The sequence below is a fragment of the Pseudomonas sp. RT6P73 genome, assembly GCF_054897715.1.
Window position 1 is genome coordinate 2600548 of the sequence record NZ_JBUBUV010000002.1, and the last position, 17031, is coordinate 2617578.

The 17031-nt window shown below is 61.7% G+C and carries 16 protein-coding genes; 11 read left to right on the top strand and 5 right to left on the bottom strand.

Annotation, left to right across the window (positions count from 1 at the left end):
* The first annotated feature begins 2 nt into the window (after positions 1 to 2).
* The 11 genes from ACYZT6_RS12585 (at position 3) to ACYZT6_RS12635 (ending at position 11365) form a co-directional block, all read left to right on the top strand.
* Positions 3 to 638, top strand: coding sequence for a response regulator transcription factor (locus ACYZT6_RS12585; protein WP_134421877.1), 636 nt, complete (start codon positions 3 to 5; stop codon positions 636 to 638).
* 78 nt (positions 639 to 716) lie between these two features.
* Positions 717 to 1805, top strand: a complete 1089-nt coding sequence (locus ACYZT6_RS12590; protein WP_462027159.1) for an AI-2E family transporter — start codon at positions 717 to 719, stop codon at positions 1803 to 1805.
* Positions 1802 to 2533 carry a hypothetical protein gene (locus ACYZT6_RS12595; RefSeq protein WP_462027160.1) on the top strand — a complete coding sequence of 244 codons (732 nt, stop codon included), beginning with the start codon at positions 1802 to 1804 and terminating at the stop codon, positions 2531 to 2533. Before ACYZT6_RS12590 ends, ACYZT6_RS12595 begins: the two co-directional genes overlap by 4 nt.
* A gap of 21 nt (positions 2534 to 2554) precedes the next feature.
* Positions 2555 to 3019: a MaoC family dehydratase gene (locus ACYZT6_RS12600; RefSeq protein ID WP_462027161.1), complete on the top strand. Its 465-nt coding sequence runs from the start codon at positions 2555 to 2557 to the stop codon at positions 3017 to 3019.
* Positions 3020 to 3123: 104 nt separating this feature from the next.
* Positions 3124 to 4308 (top strand): patatin-like phospholipase family protein, encoded by a 1185-nt coding sequence (locus ACYZT6_RS12605; RefSeq protein WP_462027162.1) that lies wholly within the window; start codon positions 3124 to 3126, stop codon positions 4306 to 4308.
* Between the two features lie 68 nt (positions 4309 to 4376).
* The gene (locus ACYZT6_RS12610) at positions 4377 to 5666 is read left to right on the top strand and encodes an NAD(P)/FAD-dependent oxidoreductase (protein ID WP_462027163.1); all 1290 of its coding nucleotides are present in this window, start codon (positions 4377 to 4379) and stop codon (positions 5664 to 5666) included.
* A 25-nt stretch (positions 5667 to 5691) separates the two neighbouring features.
* Positions 5692 to 6246: a helix-turn-helix domain-containing protein gene (locus tag ACYZT6_RS12615; protein WP_131058527.1), complete on the top strand. Its 555-nt coding sequence runs from the start codon at positions 5692 to 5694 to the stop codon at positions 6244 to 6246.
* Positions 6247 to 6266: 20 nt separating this feature from the next.
* Positions 6267 to 7607 (top strand): glutamine synthetase family protein, encoded by a 1341-nt coding sequence (locus ACYZT6_RS12620; protein WP_462027164.1) that lies wholly within the window; start codon positions 6267 to 6269, stop codon positions 7605 to 7607.
* 338 nt (positions 7608 to 7945) lie between these two features.
* Entirely contained in the window at positions 7946 to 10507 is a 2562-nt protein-coding gene (gene nirB, locus ACYZT6_RS12625; protein ID WP_462027165.1) for a nitrite reductase large subunit NirB, read from the top strand.
* Positions 10507 to 10884, top strand: coding sequence for a nitrite reductase small subunit NirD (gene nirD, locus ACYZT6_RS12630; protein ID WP_462027166.1), 378 nt, complete (start codon positions 10507 to 10509; stop codon positions 10882 to 10884). The genes nirB and nirD overlap by 1 nt, the downstream gene beginning before the upstream one ends.
* Positions 10885 to 10924: 40 nt before the next feature.
* Positions 10925 to 11365 carry a CBS domain-containing protein gene (locus tag ACYZT6_RS12635; RefSeq protein WP_462027167.1) on the top strand — a complete coding sequence of 147 codons (441 nt, stop codon included), beginning with the start codon at positions 10925 to 10927 and terminating at the stop codon, positions 11363 to 11365.
* A gap of 15 nt (positions 11366 to 11380) precedes the next feature.
* On the opposite strand, the gene ACYZT6_RS12640 is transcribed toward ACYZT6_RS12635, so the two are convergent.
* The 5 genes from ACYZT6_RS12640 to ACYZT6_RS12660 form a co-directional block, all read right to left on the bottom strand.
* The gene (locus ACYZT6_RS12640; protein WP_462027168.1) at positions 11381 to 12025 is read right to left on the bottom strand and encodes an MliC family protein; all 645 of its coding nucleotides are present in this window, start codon (positions 12023 to 12025) and stop codon (positions 11381 to 11383) included.
* A 143-nt stretch (positions 12026 to 12168) separates the two neighbouring features.
* Positions 12169 to 13455 carry an NAD(P)/FAD-dependent oxidoreductase gene (locus tag ACYZT6_RS12645; RefSeq protein WP_462027169.1) on the bottom strand — a complete coding sequence of 429 codons (1287 nt, stop codon included), beginning with the start codon at positions 13453 to 13455 and terminating at the stop codon, positions 12169 to 12171.
* Positions 13448 to 15031 (bottom strand): aldehyde dehydrogenase (NADP(+)), encoded by a 1584-nt coding sequence (locus tag ACYZT6_RS12650; RefSeq protein WP_462027170.1) that lies wholly within the window; start codon positions 15029 to 15031, stop codon positions 13448 to 13450. The genes ACYZT6_RS12645 and ACYZT6_RS12650 overlap by 8 nt, the downstream gene beginning before the upstream one ends.
* A gap of 63 nt (positions 15032 to 15094) precedes the next feature.
* Positions 15095 to 16042, bottom strand: coding sequence for a dihydrodipicolinate synthase family protein (locus tag ACYZT6_RS12655; protein ID WP_462027171.1), 948 nt, complete (start codon positions 16040 to 16042; stop codon positions 15095 to 15097).
* 58 nt (positions 16043 to 16100) lie between these two features.
* Entirely contained in the window at positions 16101 to 17027 is a 927-nt protein-coding gene (locus ACYZT6_RS12660; RefSeq protein WP_462027172.1) for a 4-hydroxyproline epimerase, read from the bottom strand.
* Positions 17028 to 17031: the final 4 nt, after the last annotated feature.

Sequence of the window (17031 nt, forward strand, 5' to 3'; positions counted from 1 at the left end):
CAATGGCAGGTGTGACGGAGCACGTGGTGTATGTGGTCGACGATGACCAGGGCATGCTCGATTCAACGGTCTGGCTACTGGAATCGGTCGGGCTCAAGGCCTTGCCGTTTACCAGTGGCGTGGAGTTTCTCAGTGCCTGTGATGCCACGCTCGATGCCTGTGTGCTGCTCGATGTGCGCATGCCTGGCATGGGCGGTTTGAACGTGCAGGAAGAAATGCGCGCACGTGAGCTGAACCTGCCGATCATTTTCGTCAGCGGCCACGCCGATGTGCCGATCGTGGTGCGTGCCTTCAAGGCCGGCGCCCACGACTTCATCGAGAAACCCTACAACGAGCAGTTGTTGCTGGACAGCGTGCAACAGGCACTCAGCAACTGCGCCGCCAACCGTTCGGGCAATCAGGGCCATGAAGCCTTACAGGCCCGCTTGCTGACGCTGACTCCGCGGGAGCGCGATGTGTTGCTGCCGCTGGTGCAGGGTTACACCACCCGCGAAATCGCCGAGCAACTGGGCGTCAGCGCGAAAACCGTCGACCTGTATCGCTCGCGCGTGATGAAGCGCATGCAGGCCAATACCCTGCCGGACCTGGTCGGCATGGCCATTGCCGCCGAACTGGTCGACCCGCTGAAACTGCGATGAGGATTCGCGTCGGGTCTTGAGCGTCTATGCTGGGCTAACCGATCCGCTACCGTTGCAGTGACCTGCAAGGAGGCATTTGTGGAGCCCACGCCTTTTTCCGAGAAAACGCTCACTCACACGCTGCTCGATGTGCTGATTCGTGCCGGGCTGATCGCCGTCCTGGTGCTGTTCTGCTTCGAGATATTCAGCCCGTTCCGCGACTTGATGCTGTGGTCGCTGATCCTGGCAATCACCCTCTATCCGCTGCAAGAGCGGATTCGGGGGACGCACAAACCGGGGCACGTCGCGACGCTGATCATCCTGGTCGCCATCGTCATTCTGATGGTGCCGATCTACTTGCTGGGCACCTCGATTGCCGATTCAGTCGAGCATGCGATGGAAATCGTCAAGGGCGGCGGCTTTCACATTCCGCCGCCGGCCGACTCAGTCGCCAGTTGGCCGCTGGTAGGCCAGCCACTCTCTGATTTATGGCTGCAGGCCTCTACCAATCTTCCCGATCTGACCGCGAAATACGTGCCGCAGATCAAACACGCCAGCCTGGGCCTGTTGGGCAAACTCGCCGGCGTCGGCATGGGCTTCCTCACGTTTATCTTCGCCTTGATCATTGCCGGGATTTTCATGGCCCATGGTGAAGGCGGCAGCCGCGCCGCGGTCCAGATTGCCTCGAGAGTCAGTGGTCCGGCCAGAGGGCCGAAAATCGCCGAACTGTGCACCGCGACGATTCGTGCTGTAGCACTGGGCGTGGTCGGCATCGCCTTCATCCAGATGCTGCTGGTGGGCCTCGGTTTTGTCTTCAAGGGTGTGCCCGGTGCCGGTTTGCTGGCCTTGGCGGTGCTGCTGCTCGGGATCATGCAGTTGCCTGTGTCGCTGATTACGCTGCCGGTGATTGGCTTTGTCTTCGCCACCGAAGGGGCCAGCACGGCGACCATCATCTTTGCCATTTATGTGTTCATTGCCGGCCTGGTGGACAACGTCCTCAAACCCTTGCTGTTGGGCCGCGGTGTCGATGTGCCGATGCCGGTGGTGCTGATTGGCGCCCTGGGCGGCATGGTCACCAGCGGCATCATCGGGCTGTTCATCGGGCCGGTAGTGCTTGCCGTCGGCTATCAATTATTCTGGCAATGGGTGCAGGATCGACCACTGGAGGAAGGAGGGCCGCCACTGTGAGTGCGCAGGAATATCAACTGCTGGATCAGGTGCTGATCGCCCACGGTGGTCTGGACCGCTGGAACAGCTTCAACACCGTACGCGCCACGCTGGTGACCGGTGGTTCGCTCTGGGGCGCGAAAGGGCTGACGCAGGACAGCGCCCCCCGACAGATGACTGTGTGGCTGCACGAACAGAAAGCCTCGGTGACTCCCTTCGGTGGTCCGGACAAACGTACGGCCTACACACCCGACAGAATCGCCATCGAAACCACCGACGGGAAGGTGGTTGCCGAGCGCCAGGCGCCCCGGGAATCCTTCCGCGACCACGACGAAAACACCCCTTGGGATCCACTGCATCGCGCGTACTTTAACGGCTATGCGCTCTGGTCCTACCTGACCATGCCGTTCCTGTTCATGTTACCGGGTGTGGTGACCGAGGAGATCGAACCCTGGCAAGAGGCAGCACAGCGCTGGCGCCGCTTGCGGGTGCATTTTCCCGAAAGCATCGCCACGCACTGCGCCGTACAGGATTTCTACTTCGGCGAAGACTTCCTGTTGCGCCGACACGACTACACCGTCGACGTCAGTGGTGGTATGCCAGCTGCCCAATATTTGTCTGACTACATCGAAGCTGACGGGCTGCGCATGCCCGGCAAGCGGCGTGCCTACCGACGCGCAGAGAACGGCCAGGCTGACAAGGAGGCCCTGCTGGTGGCGATCGATCTCAGCGAACTCGGCTATTCGTAATACTCCGCGGAGGGATGAATCATGACCGTACATTCCTGGGAAAAACTCTACCTCGATGACCTGAGCCTGGGTCAGCAGTTCGAAAGCGACAGCCTGCGCGTCCATCGAGCGTCGATGCTGGCCTTCGCTCAGGAGTATGACCCGCAACCGTTCCACCTCGATCCTGAAGCCGCCGAGCTGAGTCTGTTTCGCGGCCTGGCCGCCAGCGGCTGGAACACCGCCGCCCTGACCATGAAGCTGCTGGTGGAAAGCGTACCGCTGGCGGACGGCATCATCGGGTTGGGCATCGAACTGAGCTGGCCGACGCCGACCTATCCCGACGACCTGTTGCGCCTGCAATGCACCGTGCAGGCCATCGACCCGTCCAGCACCAAGCCCGACCGGGGCGTGGTGACGATGTTCATGGAAACCCTCAATCAGAATGACAAGGTGGTGCAGCGAGCCACCGGCAAACTGCTGGTCTTCAGGAGACCACCGCCCGACTGAAAAGTAGTCATGGGTGTGTGGGGCGCGCGCATGATGGCTGAGGCCAATTTCACCGAGTCAGTCAAGCGCGTGCTCTGTCGATGGCAGGGACAGGAGGAAGCGTTGTGAAACCATTTCTGCCCAGGCCCAGCGCCTCAACGATGAACATGCTGCGTGAGGGCTGCCTGCAACGCCGTGACGCGGTGCCGCAAGCGCTGACGGAACAAGCGGTCATCCCGGGCATCCCGAATGCGCGCTACTGGCTGGACCAGGACCTGACGCTGTTCATTCGGGACGCGACTTTAGCCAATGATCGAGAGGTCGAGGCGCTCGCCGACTCAGCGTTGCCGCCCGATAGGCTGCCACGGGGCTATTACCTGGCCATTTCGGGGGGCGGCGACGCCGGCACTTTCGCGGCAGGCATCATTGCGGGCTGGACCTTGCATGGGAGCCGACCTGCTTTCAAGGTCGTCACCGGCATCAGCGCGGGCGCCCTGGTCGCCCCGTTCGCTTACCTGGGGCCTGAGTACGACAGCGTCATTCTGGGGATCTGCAGCGCGATCGGTCCCAAAGACGTGTTCCATTCGCGAAGTGTGCTGACTCGCCTGGCCAGCGACGGTATCGCGGACAGCAAGCCACTGGCACGGCTCATTGCCAAGTACATCACCGCCGACGTGCTCGCGGCTATCGCCGCGCAATACGCCAAGGGAAGACTGCTGATGATCGGTACCACCGATCTGGATGCCGGACGGCCTGTCACCTGGAACATGGGCGCGATTGCGTCCAGCGGAGCACCGGGAGCGCTGCACCTGTTTCGCAACATCATGATCGCGTCGATGAGCATTCCCGGCGCCGTCTCACCAGTGATGATCGATGTGGAGGTCGACGGCAAACAGTTTCAGGAAATGCACGTGGACGGAGGCGTCCTCACTCAGGTTTTCCTTTACCCGCCGGGCACCGTGGTGGCGCTGAACAGCGTAACCGGCGCGCGCATACGTCGGGAGCGGCATTTCTATGTCATTCGCAACGGCAAACTGGTGCCGCAATGGTCCGGCACCAAGCGCCGAACCTTGAGCATTGGCGGTCGCGCCATCAGCACCTTGATCCAGACCCAGGGGATCAGCGACCTCGATCGCATTTACCGCATCGCCCAGCAGGATGGGGCGGAGTTCAATCTGGCGTACATCGGCGCCGATTTTATGTGTCCGCGCAATCAGAAATTCGACGGCGAGTACATGAAACGTCTGTTCGATTACGCCTATCAACTCAGCGCGAAAGGCTATCCCTGGCACAAATCGCCAAACGCGTGAGTTGTCAGAATGAAATTTATGCTGTAGTTTTTCATGAAATTATAAAAAGATAATTTCATGAGGCTTGTATGTTTCAGCAGTCCACGCAGCATGTCGCCAGCTATTACGCCCACAGTTGCGCTGATCGCCTGACCAACCGGCCGGCGCTTGACGGTGAGCAAAACACCGAGATCGTGATCATCGGTGCCGGCTTCAGCGGCCTGCACACCGCGTTGCGTCTGGCCTTGGCCGGCAAACGCGTGACACTGCTGGAAGCCAGCCGCGTGGCGTGGGCAGCGTCAGGGCGCAATGGCGGTCAGGCCATTCTTGGCTGGTCGTGCGACATGCCACCGCTGGAAGCAGCGCTGGGCTATGAACGTGCGCGGCGGTTGTGGGACGGCATGCGCTGGGCCGCGCAAGAACTGCGGGAGTTGCCGGCTCGCCACGGTTTTGACTGTGACTACCGCGCCGGCCATTTGTGGACGTCGGTCATGCCTCGTCGGGTCGGTCTGCTGACTGAGTGGCAGCACGAAGCCAGTCACAAGTGGGGCCACGATGGCTTGCAGTTCATCCGCCGTGAGCAGTTGCCGGAATGGGTGGCCAGCGAGCGCTACCAGGCAGGGCTTTACGACCCCGAGGGCGCCCACCTGAACCCGCTGAAACTGGCCCTCGGCCTGGCCGCCGCCATCGAACGGGCGGGCGGCCGTATCCATGAACAAAGCAAGGCGTTGAGTTATCGAGAAGAGGGCGGTCAGTTCCTGGTGAACACCGAACGCGGGTCGATTCGCGCAGATGTGCTGGTGCTGGCCTGCAATGCCTACCTTGACCGGCTCGACCCGCAACTGGCCAGTTGCGTGCTGCCGGTGGGAACTTACCAAGTTGCCACCGCACCGCTGACGGCCGAACAGGCCACTGCGCTGTTGCCGAGCAACGTCTGCGTCACCGACAACCAGTTCGTCCTCGACTATTTCCGTCGCACGCCGGACAACCGTCTGCTGTTCGGCGGTGGCTGCACGTATCTGGGCGGCATGCCCAAGGACATTGCCGGCGCGACCCGGCCGTTTCTGGAGCGGGTTTTTCCGCAGCTCAAAGGCGTAGAGCTGGAATTCGCTTGGGGCGGGCATATTGACCTGACGCTCAAACGCACGCCGGACATTGGCAGATGGGGTGATCGCTACTGGCTCCAGGGCTACTCCGGGCATGGCGTGCTGCCAACGCTGGCCGCCGCCCGCGCCGTGTCCGACGCGATTCTCGGTCAAGCGGATGAATTGGCGTTGTATCAGGGGTTGAGCAACCCCAGCTTCCCCGGCGGTAAACACCTGGCGGCGCCGCTGGAAGCCATCGGCAAGGCGTGGTATCGACTGCGCGACAGCATTTGATGAATTACTTGGCGGAAATCCAGGCATGAACAAGCAAGAAGAAATCGCTGCGCTGGCGATCCTTATTCACGATCTGCGCAAGCACAAGAAGTACACCTTGAAGGACCTGGCCGACCAGATCGGTCGCTCCGTAGGCTTTCTCTCGCAAGTCGAACGCGGCCTGTCACGGCCCACCGTGGCCGACCTGACGGCGATCAGCGAAACCCTGGGCGTGCCGACGACTTACTTCTACAGCTTGCCAAAACCCAAGGAACTGCCGTGGGTCACCCGGCCGGATGAACGCCGCACGTTGTACTACGCCAATGGCATCACCGACATCCTGGTGTCGCCGAAAATGCGCGCTTCATTCTCCATGCTCGAAAGTCACCTCGAAGCCGGCGCCAGCAGTGGCGAGCGGCATTTGACTGACAGCTCGGAACAGGGCGGTTACGTGCTCGAAGGCGAGTTGACGCTGTGGTTGGGTGATGACGACGCCGTCACCTTGCAGACCGGCGACAGCTTTCAGTTCGACAGCCATACCCGATGCCGTTACGGCAACCTCACCGAGCACCTCACGCGAGTGCTTTGGGTTTACACCTGATAACCACAATAGGACCAACGATGATGGACGCTGATCTGCTGGCCGAGGTGCAAGCCTTCCGCCAACGCTACCCTGATGTACGTTACGTCGACCTGATTTCCCTGGACATTCCGGGGCACTTCTACGGCAAGCGCTACCCCGTGGACATGCTGGAAAAGGTCGCGGCCGGCAGCGCGCTGAAACTGCCGCAAAACTGTGTGCTGCTGGGCGTGCAGGGCGGGTTGTTCAAGATTGGCGATTACTGCTTTAACGACGGCGACCCGGATGCACTGCGCCGGCTGGTGCCGGGCACACTCAAACCGGTGAGCTGGGAGGGGCAACCGTTGGGGCAAATGCTGATCACCTCCGACGGCACTGACAATCCGATTGTTTTCGAGCCGCGCCAGGTTCTGGCGCAGGTGCTGGACCGGCTCGCGGGCAAAGGCATTCATCCGGTGGTGGCGTTCGAGCTGGAGTTCTATCTGTTCGATAAAAAGCTGCGCGACGGGCTGCCGCAATTTCCCCGTGATGGCCTGACCGACGATGCCGATGATCAACCGAACATGCACATCGAACGCCTGTCACGCTTTGCCCCGGTACTCGATGACATGGTCGAGACGTCTCGGGCGCAAGGCATCGATAGCACGGTGATCACTGCCGAACTCGGCCCGGGTCAGTTCGAAATCAATTTCGGTCATCTCGATGATGGCTTACGCGCGGCGGACTGGGCGGCCTTGTTTTGTCGCAGCAGCCGTGGCGTATCCCTGAAACACGGTTACCGCGCCAGTTTCATGGCCAAACCTTACTTGCAGCACCCCGGCAGCGGCATGCACGTGCATGTCAGCCTTTACGATGCGGCTGGCAATAACATCCTCGCGGCGAACCAGCAGCAATCGCTGCGTCATGCCGTGGCGGGTTGTCTGGAGCTGCTGCCGCATTGCATGCCGATCTTCGCGCCCAACCAGAACGCGTTTCGCCGTTTGGGCGGCACGACGAACATCGCCACGCGGGCGAGCTGGGGGTTTGAGGATCGTGATGCGTGCCTGCGCATTCCGGAATCCGATGCGAAAAACCTGCGCATTGAACATCGCCTGTCCGGCGCCGATGCCAACCCATACCTGGTGTTGGCGGCGATTCTGGTGGGATTGGAACATGGCCTGGAAGCGGGCAACGAGCCGATCCAGCCGCTCAACGAAGACCGCAACAGTGGAGTCGATTTCCCGCTGGAAATGCTCGAAGCGGTGCGCGCCATGCAGCATCAACCGCACCTTCGCGAAGGGCTCGGCGCGGAGTTCGTGGATGTGTATTGCGAGAACAAGCGCCAGGATCATCTGGCGTTCATGCAGGAGATCAGTGCGCGGGAGTATCGCTGGTATCTGTAATCCAGGCATGCCGATGCACTTTAATAAAGCTTTCGTGCTGCTGCATGCACTAAGCCAAGGCAGAAACTGCAGAGTTCATACCCTTTAAGCGCCGACGGGAGCCGTAGAACCGCGACAATCAGCGCTTGGCACAATCGCTGCATTACATCGATCAGGCCCACCGCAATCGCAGTCGAGTGGGTAGCCCCCTCGGTCAACGACGATCGATTCGTGGGCAACATCGGTGGGTCAGGCATAGACGTCTGGTTTCAACACCGCAAAAGAACAGGCAAAGACGCCTGGAACCGCAAGGTTTCAGGCGTTTTTTTTTGCTTTTTGAACTGAGCCGGGTGCTTCTTATGAATTCCAATGTGGCCGCGTTGAACAAGCTGCAAACGCTGATCGTGATCGGTAATGGCATGGTCGGGCATCATTGTGTCGAACAGCTGATAGAGCGCGGCGCCCTTGATCACTATCAGTTGCACGTGTTCAGCGAGGAGCCGATGCGTGCCTACGACCGCGTGCACCTTTCCGAATACTTCACCGGCCGTGATGCCGAGTCGCTCGCCTTGGGTGAAGCCTCGCTGTACCAGACGCCGGGCGTGACCTTGCACCTGGGTGTGCCGGTGCTGGAAATCGACCGCACCCGGCGCGAGGTGATCACCGCTCAAGGTTGCGTCGCCTACGACAAATTGGTCCTGGCTACCGGGTCCTATCCGTTTGTGCCGCCGATCGAAGGCGCCGAGGGCGATTCGCGCTTGGTGTACCGCACCCTTGAAGACCTCGATGCGATCCGTGCCGCTGCGGCCAATGCCCGACGTGGCGTGGTGGTCGGCGGTGGCTTGCTTGGGCTGGAAGCCGCCAACGCCCTGAAAAGCCTGGGCCTGGAAGCCCATGTCGTGGAGTTTGCCCCGCGTCTGATGCCGGTGCAGCTGGACGAGCAGGGCGGTCGTGCGCTCAAGGCACAGATCGAACGTCTCGGCGTCGGTGTTCACCTGTCATGTGGCACTCAATCGATCAGTGTCGGCGAGGAATATCGCTACCGGATGAATTTCGCCAATGACGAATTTCTCGAAACCGACCTGATCGTGTTCTCCGCCGGTATCCGCGCCCAAGACACCTTGGCCCGCCAGTGCTCGCTGGAAGTCGGCCCGCGTGGCGGCATCGTGATTGACGACCAATGCCTGAGCAGCGATCCGCACATCTACGCCATCGGCGAGTGTGCTGCGTGGAACGGCAGCATTTTTGGCCTGGTCGCCCCGGGTTACCAGATGGCGCGCGGTGTGGCCGCACTGTTGTGCAACGAGGCCGCCGAGCCGTTCATGGGCGCGGACATGTCGACCAAGCTCAAGCTGCTGGGCGTCGATGTCGGCTCCATCGGCGATGCGCACGGCAGCACGCCGGGCGCGCGTAGTTATCAATTCATCGACGAAACCACCGCCAGCTACCGCCGATTGGTGGTGGATGCGACCGGCAAGTACGTGCTCGGCGCGGTGCTGGTCGGTGACAACAGCTATTACGACACGCTGCTGCAATACATGCAGAACGCGATTGCGCTGCCAGCGGAACCCGCCAGTCTGATTCTGCCGTCCCCCGAAGGCGCACCGACCTTGGGCCCGGGCGCATTGCCCGAGTCGGCCACGGTGTGCTCGTGCCACAACGTCACCAAGGGCTCGATTTGCTCGGCCATCGACGGCGGCTGCACCGACCTCGGCCTGCTCAAGTCGCAGACCAAGGCCTGCACCGGCTGCGGCGGTTGCGCCGGGCTGCTCAAACAGGTCTTCGAGCATGAACTGATTGCCCGTGGCGTCAGTGTCGATAAAAGCCTGTGCGAACACTTCGCGTACACCCGTCAGGAGCTTTATGCGCTGGTGCGGGTAGAAGGGGTGATCACCTTCGAAGAACTGCTGGCCAAACACGGCCGTGGCCACACCGGTTGCGACGTGTGCAAACCCGCAGTGGGTTCGATCCTCGCGTCGTGCTGGAACCAGCCGATCATGGACGCCTCGCTGGTGCCGCTGCAGGACACCAACGACACTTTTATGGCCAACATGCAGAAAAACGGTACCTATTCGGTGGTGCCGCGTATTCCCGGTGGTGAGATCACCGCCGACAAACTGATCGCCATCGGCGTGGTGGCGAAGAAATACGACCTCTACACCAAAATCACTGGTGGCCAGCGGATCGACCTGTTCGGCGCGCAGTTGCACGAGTTACCGGACATCTGGGCCGAGCTGATTGAAGCGGGCTTCGAAACCGGGCATGCCTACGGCAAATCCACCCGCACGGTGAAGTCCTGTGTCGGCAGCACCTGGTGCCGTTACGGCGTGCAGGACAGCGTGAAAATGGCGCTGGCTATCGAGGACCGCTACAAGGGCCTGCGTTCGCCGCACAAGCTCAAGTTCGCCGTGTCCGGTTGCACCCGCGAGTGCGCCGAAGCCCAGAGCAAAGACGTTGGCGTGATCGCCACCGAGAAAGGCTGGAACCTCTACATCGCCGGCAACGGCGGCATGCGCCCGCGTCACGCCGAGCTGTTCGCCACCGACCTGGACGATGAAACCCTGATCCGCTACATCGACCGCTTCCTGATGTTCTACATCCGCACCGCCGACAAATTGCAGCGCACCTCGGTTTGGCGCGAAAGCCTGGAGGGCGGTCTCGATTTCCTCAAGGACGTGATCATCCACGACAGCCTCGGCCTGGGTGAAGAACTCGAATCGCAGATGCAGTTGGTGGTCGACCGCTATGAATGCGAGTGGGCCAACGCCCTCAAGGACCCGGAAAAACTCAAGCGTTTCCGCACTTTCGTCAACGATAAACGCCCGGACCCGGACATCCACTTTGTCCAGGAACGCGGCCAGCGGCGCCCGATCATGGCCGCCGAACTCAACCTTATCCCTGTCACCGAGGAGATTGCCTGATGAGCCAGCCCACTACCCGCCGCATTGCTTCCCTGAAAAACACCGACGCCTGGCAAATCGTGTGCGAGCAACAGGACCTGGTCGACAACTCCGGCGTGGTCGTGTGGCTCGACGGCGCGCAAGTGGCGCTGTTTTACCTGCCGGGTGCCGAGGGCAAGACCCTGTACGCCATCGACAACCATGATCCGCAATCCGGGGCGAATGTCATCGGCCGCGGCTTGGTCGGCAGCATCAAGGGTGATCTGGTCGTTGCGTCGCCAATCTACAAACAGCATTTCCGTCTTGAGGACGGCAGTTGCCTGGAGTACCCGCAACAGCGTTTGCGGGTCTGGCCGGTGCGGTTGAACGGTGGGGTGGTGGAAGTCGGAGTGGCTTAAAGGTCATTAACGGCATCGCGCCACAGAATTGGAGCCATTTATGAAAACAGCCGCACAGCTGCTCAAACTCAAGGTCGTGCAAAACCGTCAGGTGCATAGCATCGCGCCGGATGAAATGGTTCTGGAGGCCCTGAAGATCATGGCCGAAAAGAACGTCGGGGCACTTCCCGTCATCGAAAACGGGCAGGTGGTCGGGGTGATCAGCGAGCGCGACTATGCCCGCAAGGTCGTGCTGCTGGGGCGTTCTTCGGTGGGTACGCCGGTACGCGACATCATGAGCGCGCCCGTGGTGACTGCGCCGAGTCAGCAGAGCATCGAGCGCTGCATGGCGGTCATGACCGACAGTCATTTGCGTCATTTGCCGGTGGTGGACGATGGTGAACTGATCGGCCTGCTGTCGATTGGCGATCTGGTCAAGGAAGCCATCGTCGAGCAAGCCGATCTGATTCGGCAGCTGGAGCATTACATTCGCGGGCACTGAGTTGCGCCAAAACCATCAGCCAACCGGTTCGACCGTACAACTCATTTCCCTTGAGCCAGGCTTCTGGAAAAGCACCACGCCGCCGTCTTGCCAGAAGCTGTAGTTCCCTTGGGAATCCTTGCCGATGTATCGGTTTCCCGACTCACTCTGCACCTGGGTCAGGGTGATCGCGGTGTTCGCCCATTTCAGGTACACGACGCCCGGCTGCGTGTTGAAGAAGGTGGCGGCAATCAGCGCGTTGAACCCTTCGCAACGAAAAGCCAGCGGGCCTTCGGTGAGTCGGTCCGGATCCTTGGTCCTGACAATGGCCGAGCCTTGGCGTAGCTGGTGCGCGCGCTCGGCATAACTTCGGATGATGCACGTCTTGAGCTCCGGCCCGGAGGGGCAATCATTGCGGGCATCGATCCAGAACTGTTGGTCGATGATGACTTTGTCCGGGGGCGGAACTGAACGTTCATCCGTGAGCGCCAGGCGATAAAGGCGCGTCAGTTCGTTATCCATCTGCGTCAGTTGCGCATCGCGACAGATCAGCTTCTCAACGGATGCCTTGGCCTGGGCGCAGTCGATACTGGGAGGGGGCGCTGCATTCGCACAGAGACTCACCGCCGCGCACAGGCTGGCAGCGAGTAGACAGGTGAAAGGGGCCGTGACCGTTTTCATGCTGGCTTCAACCAGATCATTTCGTGATGCCCGGATTGCTGTGGGACCTCTCGATCCGTTGAACAGTCATTCGTGTGCATTGGGTGTACGCAGTGTAAGTCAGTGCTCAAAACTTGCCACACCCGCCCGGCGGCGGGTGTTTCTCAGAATCGATCCAGCCGGTAGGGTTCAATGGCCGGTAACTCATGGGAATGGGGGGTGGTCAATGGCGAAGCCAGTTGAGCGATGAGTTCGGCAGTGACCGCTGCCTGCGTCAGGCCCAGGTGCTGGTGCCCAAAGGCGAGCAGTACTTTGCCATCGCACACCCGGTCGATGATCGGCAGGGAATCCGGCAATGACGGGCGAAAACCCATCCAGGGCGTCGCCGCGTCAGCGTTCAAGTCGCGCTTGAACAGACCTTCACTCAGCCGGTGCAACTGCCAGGCGCGTTCCATGGCCGGAGGGCGGTCGAGGCCGGCGAATTCGACGGTGCCTGCCAACCGCAGTCCATCGGTCATGGGGGTCATGATGAACTTGCGCTCCAGTGAGGTGACGGCGAAAGGCAACCGCCCGTGTTCATGGGGCAGCATCAGGTGATAGCCGCGCTCGGTATCCAGCGGCACCTTTTTGCCGGTCAGCGCTGCCGTCAGCTTCGCGGAGTGGGCGCCGCAGGCGATCAGGGTCTGGCGAGCGGTCAAACGACCCTTGTCGGTAATGAGCGACACGCCGTGCTCATGCAGGTTTGCGCCCAACACCCGTTGTTTGAGGAAATGCACGCCGCTGGCTTTGGCGGCATGCACCAGTTCGCAGACCACCCGGTAGGGGTCGAGAAAATGCCCGGTGCGCGGAAAGAACAACCCGCCCTGTATCCCCTCGTTGAGTTGCGGAGCCGCCTCGCGGACAGCCTTGGCCTGCCAGTAGTCGACCGGTACGTGTTGTTGACGCATCCGTGCCTGTAGCGCTTCGATCACCGAGTGCGATTCGGGGCGTTCGAACACCAGCAATGAGCCGTCCTCGCGCAGCAGATCGGGGCGGGCAATGTCCCCCAGCAGACGGTGCCAGGCGCCAAGGCTGCTTTCGTTGAGCGCGCGGATGCCGGCCACGGTCCGTTGAAAGGGGGCCGGGCGCAGATTCAGCAGCAAGCGCGTGAACCAGGGCAGGGCGCGCGGCAGGTATTTCCAGTCTAGACGCAGGGGGCCCATCGGGTCCATAAGCATGCCCGGCAGGCGTTTGAGGATGGACAGGTCAGCGATAGGAAATACCTGCTCGGTTGCCAGATGCCCGGCATTCCCGAACGAGGCGCCCCGGCCTGGGTCCTGCTGGTCGATGACCACCACCCGCAGACCTTGGCGTGCCAGCCGCAGAGCGCAGGCGACGCCGATGATGCCTGCGCCGACCACGGCAATGTCCGCGTTGTCGTGCGGGTTGTGTGTCGCAAGGGAGTCAGACATTTTCCTGGGCTTCTCTCTGGCCATCGAGCAGGCGGCGCAGCTGCAGCGGATTGCTGTGCTTGAGCGCGGCAGGCAACAGGGCGTCCGGAAAGTCCTGATAGCAGACCGGGCGCAGGAACCGCAGAATCGCCGCCGTGCCGACCGAAGTCGTGCGCGGGTCGGAGGTGGCCGGGAAGGGCCCGCCATGGACCATGGCGTCGCACACCTCGACACCGGTGGGCCAACCGTTGACCAGCAGACGGCCGGCCTTGCGCTCCAGCGCCGGCAATAACGCCCGGGCGCGATCGAGATCGGCGTCGTCCAGGTGCAGGGTGGCGGTCAACTGACCTTCAAGGTGTTCGATGACCTGACGGATTTGGTTGTCGTCGGCGCATTGCACGATCAGCGATGCAGCACCGAACATTTCTGCCTGCAACGTGGCGTCGGCGAGGAAATCCTCTGCCTGGGTGACGAACAAATGGGCCTGGCATTGGTTCGGCGTTTCACCCTTGAGGCCGGTGGCGGACACTGGGGCACGCTCAAGCATCGAGCCGACGCCAGCCTCATAGGCATTGAAGATGCCGGGCGTGAGCATGGTCTGCGCCGGGCTGCGCTGAACAAGGTCCGCCGCCGCGTCGATGAAACGATCGAGGGCCGGGCCTTGACGGGCGATCACCAGACCGGGGTTGGTGCAGAACTGGCCGGCACCCTGGGTCAGGGAGGCGACGAATCCCTGCGCCAACGCTTCGGCTCGCGCTTGCAGCGCCGCCGGGAACAGCAAGACCGGGTTGATCGAGCTCATTTCCGCATACACCGGAATCGGCTCGGGACGCGCCTGGGCCGCTTGGCACAATGCGATGCCGGCACTGCGCGAGCCGGTGAAACCCACGGCCTTGATACGCGAGTCGGTGACCAGGGCGATACCCACTTCGCGGCCGGAACCGAACAGCAGCGAGAACACGCCTTCGTGCAGGCCGCAGGTTTCCACGGCACGGGCTACCGCGCGGCCCACCAGTTCGCTGGTGCCGGGGTGAGCGCCATGGGCTTTGACGACCACCGGACAACCGGCAGCCAATGCCGAAGCGGTGTCACCTCCAGCGACCGAGAATGCCAACGGAAAATTGCTCGCGCCGAACACGGCCACCGGCCCCAGCGGGACCTGACGCTGACGCAGGTCCGGACGCGGCAGGGGTTGGCGTTCCGGTAGCGCAGAGTCGACCCGAACATCCAGCCATTCGCCGGCCCGCACGGTGCGGGCGAAGGTGCGCAGTTGCTGGCAGGTGCGGCCACGTTCACCCTGGATGCGTGGACGCGGCAGGCCTGTCTCGGCGACAGCGCGCTCGATCAGCTCATCGCCAAGGGCTTCGATCTGATCTGCAATGGCTTCGAGGAAATTCGCGCGTGCCGCCAGTGGTGTTTCGCGATAGCTGTCGAAGGCTGCACACGCCAGAGCGCAGGCTTGTTCGACATGCTCGTCAGTGCCACCGGGATAGGCCGGTTCGAGCGGTTTGTCGGTGGCGGGATTGATCGCCCGGATTGCTTCGCGAGTACCGGTAATAGCGTGCTGACCAATCAGCATCTGGCCTGTCAGAGTCATGGTGCTTTCCTGGAAAAGAGAGTGGCCCGCTGTGGTTTCACAGCGGGCGCGTACAAGCTGAGATCAGGCAACGTTCTGTTCGGCCGACCAGTTTTTGTACCACTGGCGGAACAACGTGTACTGGTTCTCGGCGTAACGACGTTGGGCATCACTGAGCGCATCGGTCTCGTTGAAATGCAGGGTGTATTCCTTGTCGCCATTGAGCACCATCAGGTGCTTGTAATAGAGCACCAGGTCGCAGCCCTCATCGAAGGACGACAAGACGGCCAGCGCCGATTCCAGCTCTCTGGCCAGGCGCCGAGCCTTGGCATCGCCCTTGGCCGCCTGCTTGCTAAGGGCCACCAATTGCAGCACTTCGCGCGGCAGCGCGTTGCCGATGCCGGTGATGGCACCGGTGGCGTTGCAGTTGACGAAACCATGGACCACTTGCGTATCGACACCGACCATCAGGGTGACGTTATCGTCCTTGGAGGTGATGTTTTCGGCGGCATAGCGCAGGTCGGCAGCACCGCCGAACTCTTTGAAACCGATCAGGTTCGGGTGTTCGCGACGCAGTTCGAAAAACAGATCCGCACGGGTGGCGAAGCCATAGTAAGGGCTGTTGTAGATCACCGATGGCAGCTCCGGCGCGGCCTTTAAGATGGCGGCGAAGTGAGCTTTTTGCGCAGCGGGAGAGGCACCCCGGGAGAGGACGCGGGGGATCACCATCAGGCCATGGGCGCCGACTTTGGCCGCATGGGCCGCGTGGGAAATCGCTTCACGGCTGTTGACGGCGCCGGTGCCGACAATGGTCGGAACGCCGGCCGCGACCAGACGCGCCACGCCTTCTTGGCGCTCGGCTTCGGTGAGCAGGGGCCAGTCACCCATGGAGCCGCAATACACGACCGCACTCATGCCGATATCAATCAGCTCGCGACCTTTGGCCACCAGCGCGTCGAAATCGGGTTTGCGCTCGGCGGTGCAGGGGGTCATCAGTGCAGGAATGCAGCCAGTGAAGATGCTATCGCTCATTGTTGTAACTCCTTGAAGCGTTCATTCAAATGTATTGAGGGGAGTACTGCGTGGTCGCTCAAATGCCCCACGCAAAGGGATCCTGTTCGTCGATCAGCAGCGTGCTGTCGGCGGTCATGAAGGCCTGGCCGGTAATGAACGGGCGGACGCGCTCGCCTTCCCATTCGTAACTGCCGACAAACTGACTGGCGGTGATACTCGCTTGTACCCAGGGCTCACCGGCGACCAGTTTTCCATCGGCCGCGAGGCACGCCAGCTTGGCGCTGGTGCCAGTGCCGCAGGGCGAGCGGTCGTAGGCTTTGCCCGGGCACATGACGAAGTTGCGGCTGTCCGCCTGGTCGTCGTCGGCAAACAACTCGACATGGTCGATGAGGGCGCCGTCTTCGCCATGGATGCCTTGGGCTTCCAAGGCTTTGAGCATCGCCCAGGTGTACTCGGTGAGGATTTCGACGTTGTCGAGTTGCAACGCCTGCCCGTGGTCGGACACCAGGAAAAACCAGTTGCCGCCCCAGGCGATATCGCCGTAAACGCGGCCATGCCCGGGGACTTCCACCGGCACCTGTTTACGGTAGCGGTAGGCGGGCACATTGCGCAGGGTCACCGTGCCGTCGTCATGCAGCGTGGCGCTGACCGGTCCGACGGGGGTGTCGATCTTGTGCACACCGGGAGCGATGTGCCCCAGGTAATGCAAGGAGTTGACCAGGCCGATGGTGCCGTGACCGCACATGCCGAGGTAGCCGGCATTGTTGAAGAAGATCACCCCGCAGGTGGCATCCGGCGAGACCGGCTCGCAATACAGGGCACCGACCAGCACATCGTTGCCTCGTGGCTCCAGCAGGCAAGCCCGACGCCATTGGTCATGCTGATCGCGCAGGGCGTCACGCTTTTCGACCATGGTCTGGCCGGACAGGTGGGGGAAGCCGCTCATCACCAGGCGAGTCGGTTCGCCACCGGTGTGGGAGTCAATGACATGAACCCGTTTCATAGAC

Bases quoted from the DNA above. Each gene is read 5' to 3' on its own strand.
- ACYZT6_RS12585 (WP_134421877.1), top strand. From the start codon at position 3: ATGGCAGGTGTGACGGAGCACGTGGTGTATGTGGTCGACGATGACCAG.
- ACYZT6_RS12600 (WP_462027161.1), top strand. From the start codon at position 2,555: ATGACCGTACATTCCTGGGAAAAACTCTACCTCGATGACCTGAGCCTG.
- ACYZT6_RS12610 (WP_462027163.1), top strand. From the start codon at position 4,377: ATGTTTCAGCAGTCCACGCAGCATGTCGCCAGCTATTACGCCCACAGT.
- ACYZT6_RS12615 (WP_131058527.1), top strand. From the start codon at position 5,692: ATGAACAAGCAAGAAGAAATCGCTGCGCTGGCGATCCTTATTCACGAT.
- ACYZT6_RS12620 (WP_462027164.1), top strand. From the start codon at position 6,267: ATGATGGACGCTGATCTGCTGGCCGAGGTGCAAGCCTTCCGCCAACGC.
- nirB (WP_462027165.1), top strand. From the start codon at position 7,946: ATGAATTCCAATGTGGCCGCGTTGAACAAGCTGCAAACGCTGATCGTG.
- nirD (WP_462027166.1), top strand. From the start codon at position 10,507: ATGAGCCAGCCCACTACCCGCCGCATTGCTTCCCTGAAAAACACCGAC.
- ACYZT6_RS12635 (WP_462027167.1), top strand. From the start codon at position 10,925: ATGAAAACAGCCGCACAGCTGCTCAAACTCAAGGTCGTGCAAAACCGT.
- ACYZT6_RS12640 (WP_462027168.1), bottom strand. From the start codon at position 12,025: ATGAAAACGGTCACGGCCCCTTTCACCTGTCTACTCGCTGCCAGCCTG.
- ACYZT6_RS12645 (WP_462027169.1), bottom strand. From the start codon at position 13,455: ATGTCTGACTCCCTTGCGACACACAACCCGCACGACAACGCGGACATT.
- ACYZT6_RS12650 (WP_462027170.1), bottom strand. From the start codon at position 15,031: ATGACTCTGACAGGCCAGATGCTGATTGGTCAGCACGCTATTACCGGT.
- ACYZT6_RS12655 (WP_462027171.1), bottom strand. From the start codon at position 16,042: ATGAGCGATAGCATCTTCACTGGCTGCATTCCTGCACTGATGACCCCC.
- ACYZT6_RS12660 (WP_462027172.1), bottom strand. From the start codon at position 17,027: ATGAAACGGGTTCATGTCATTGACTCCCACACCGGTGGCGAACCGACT.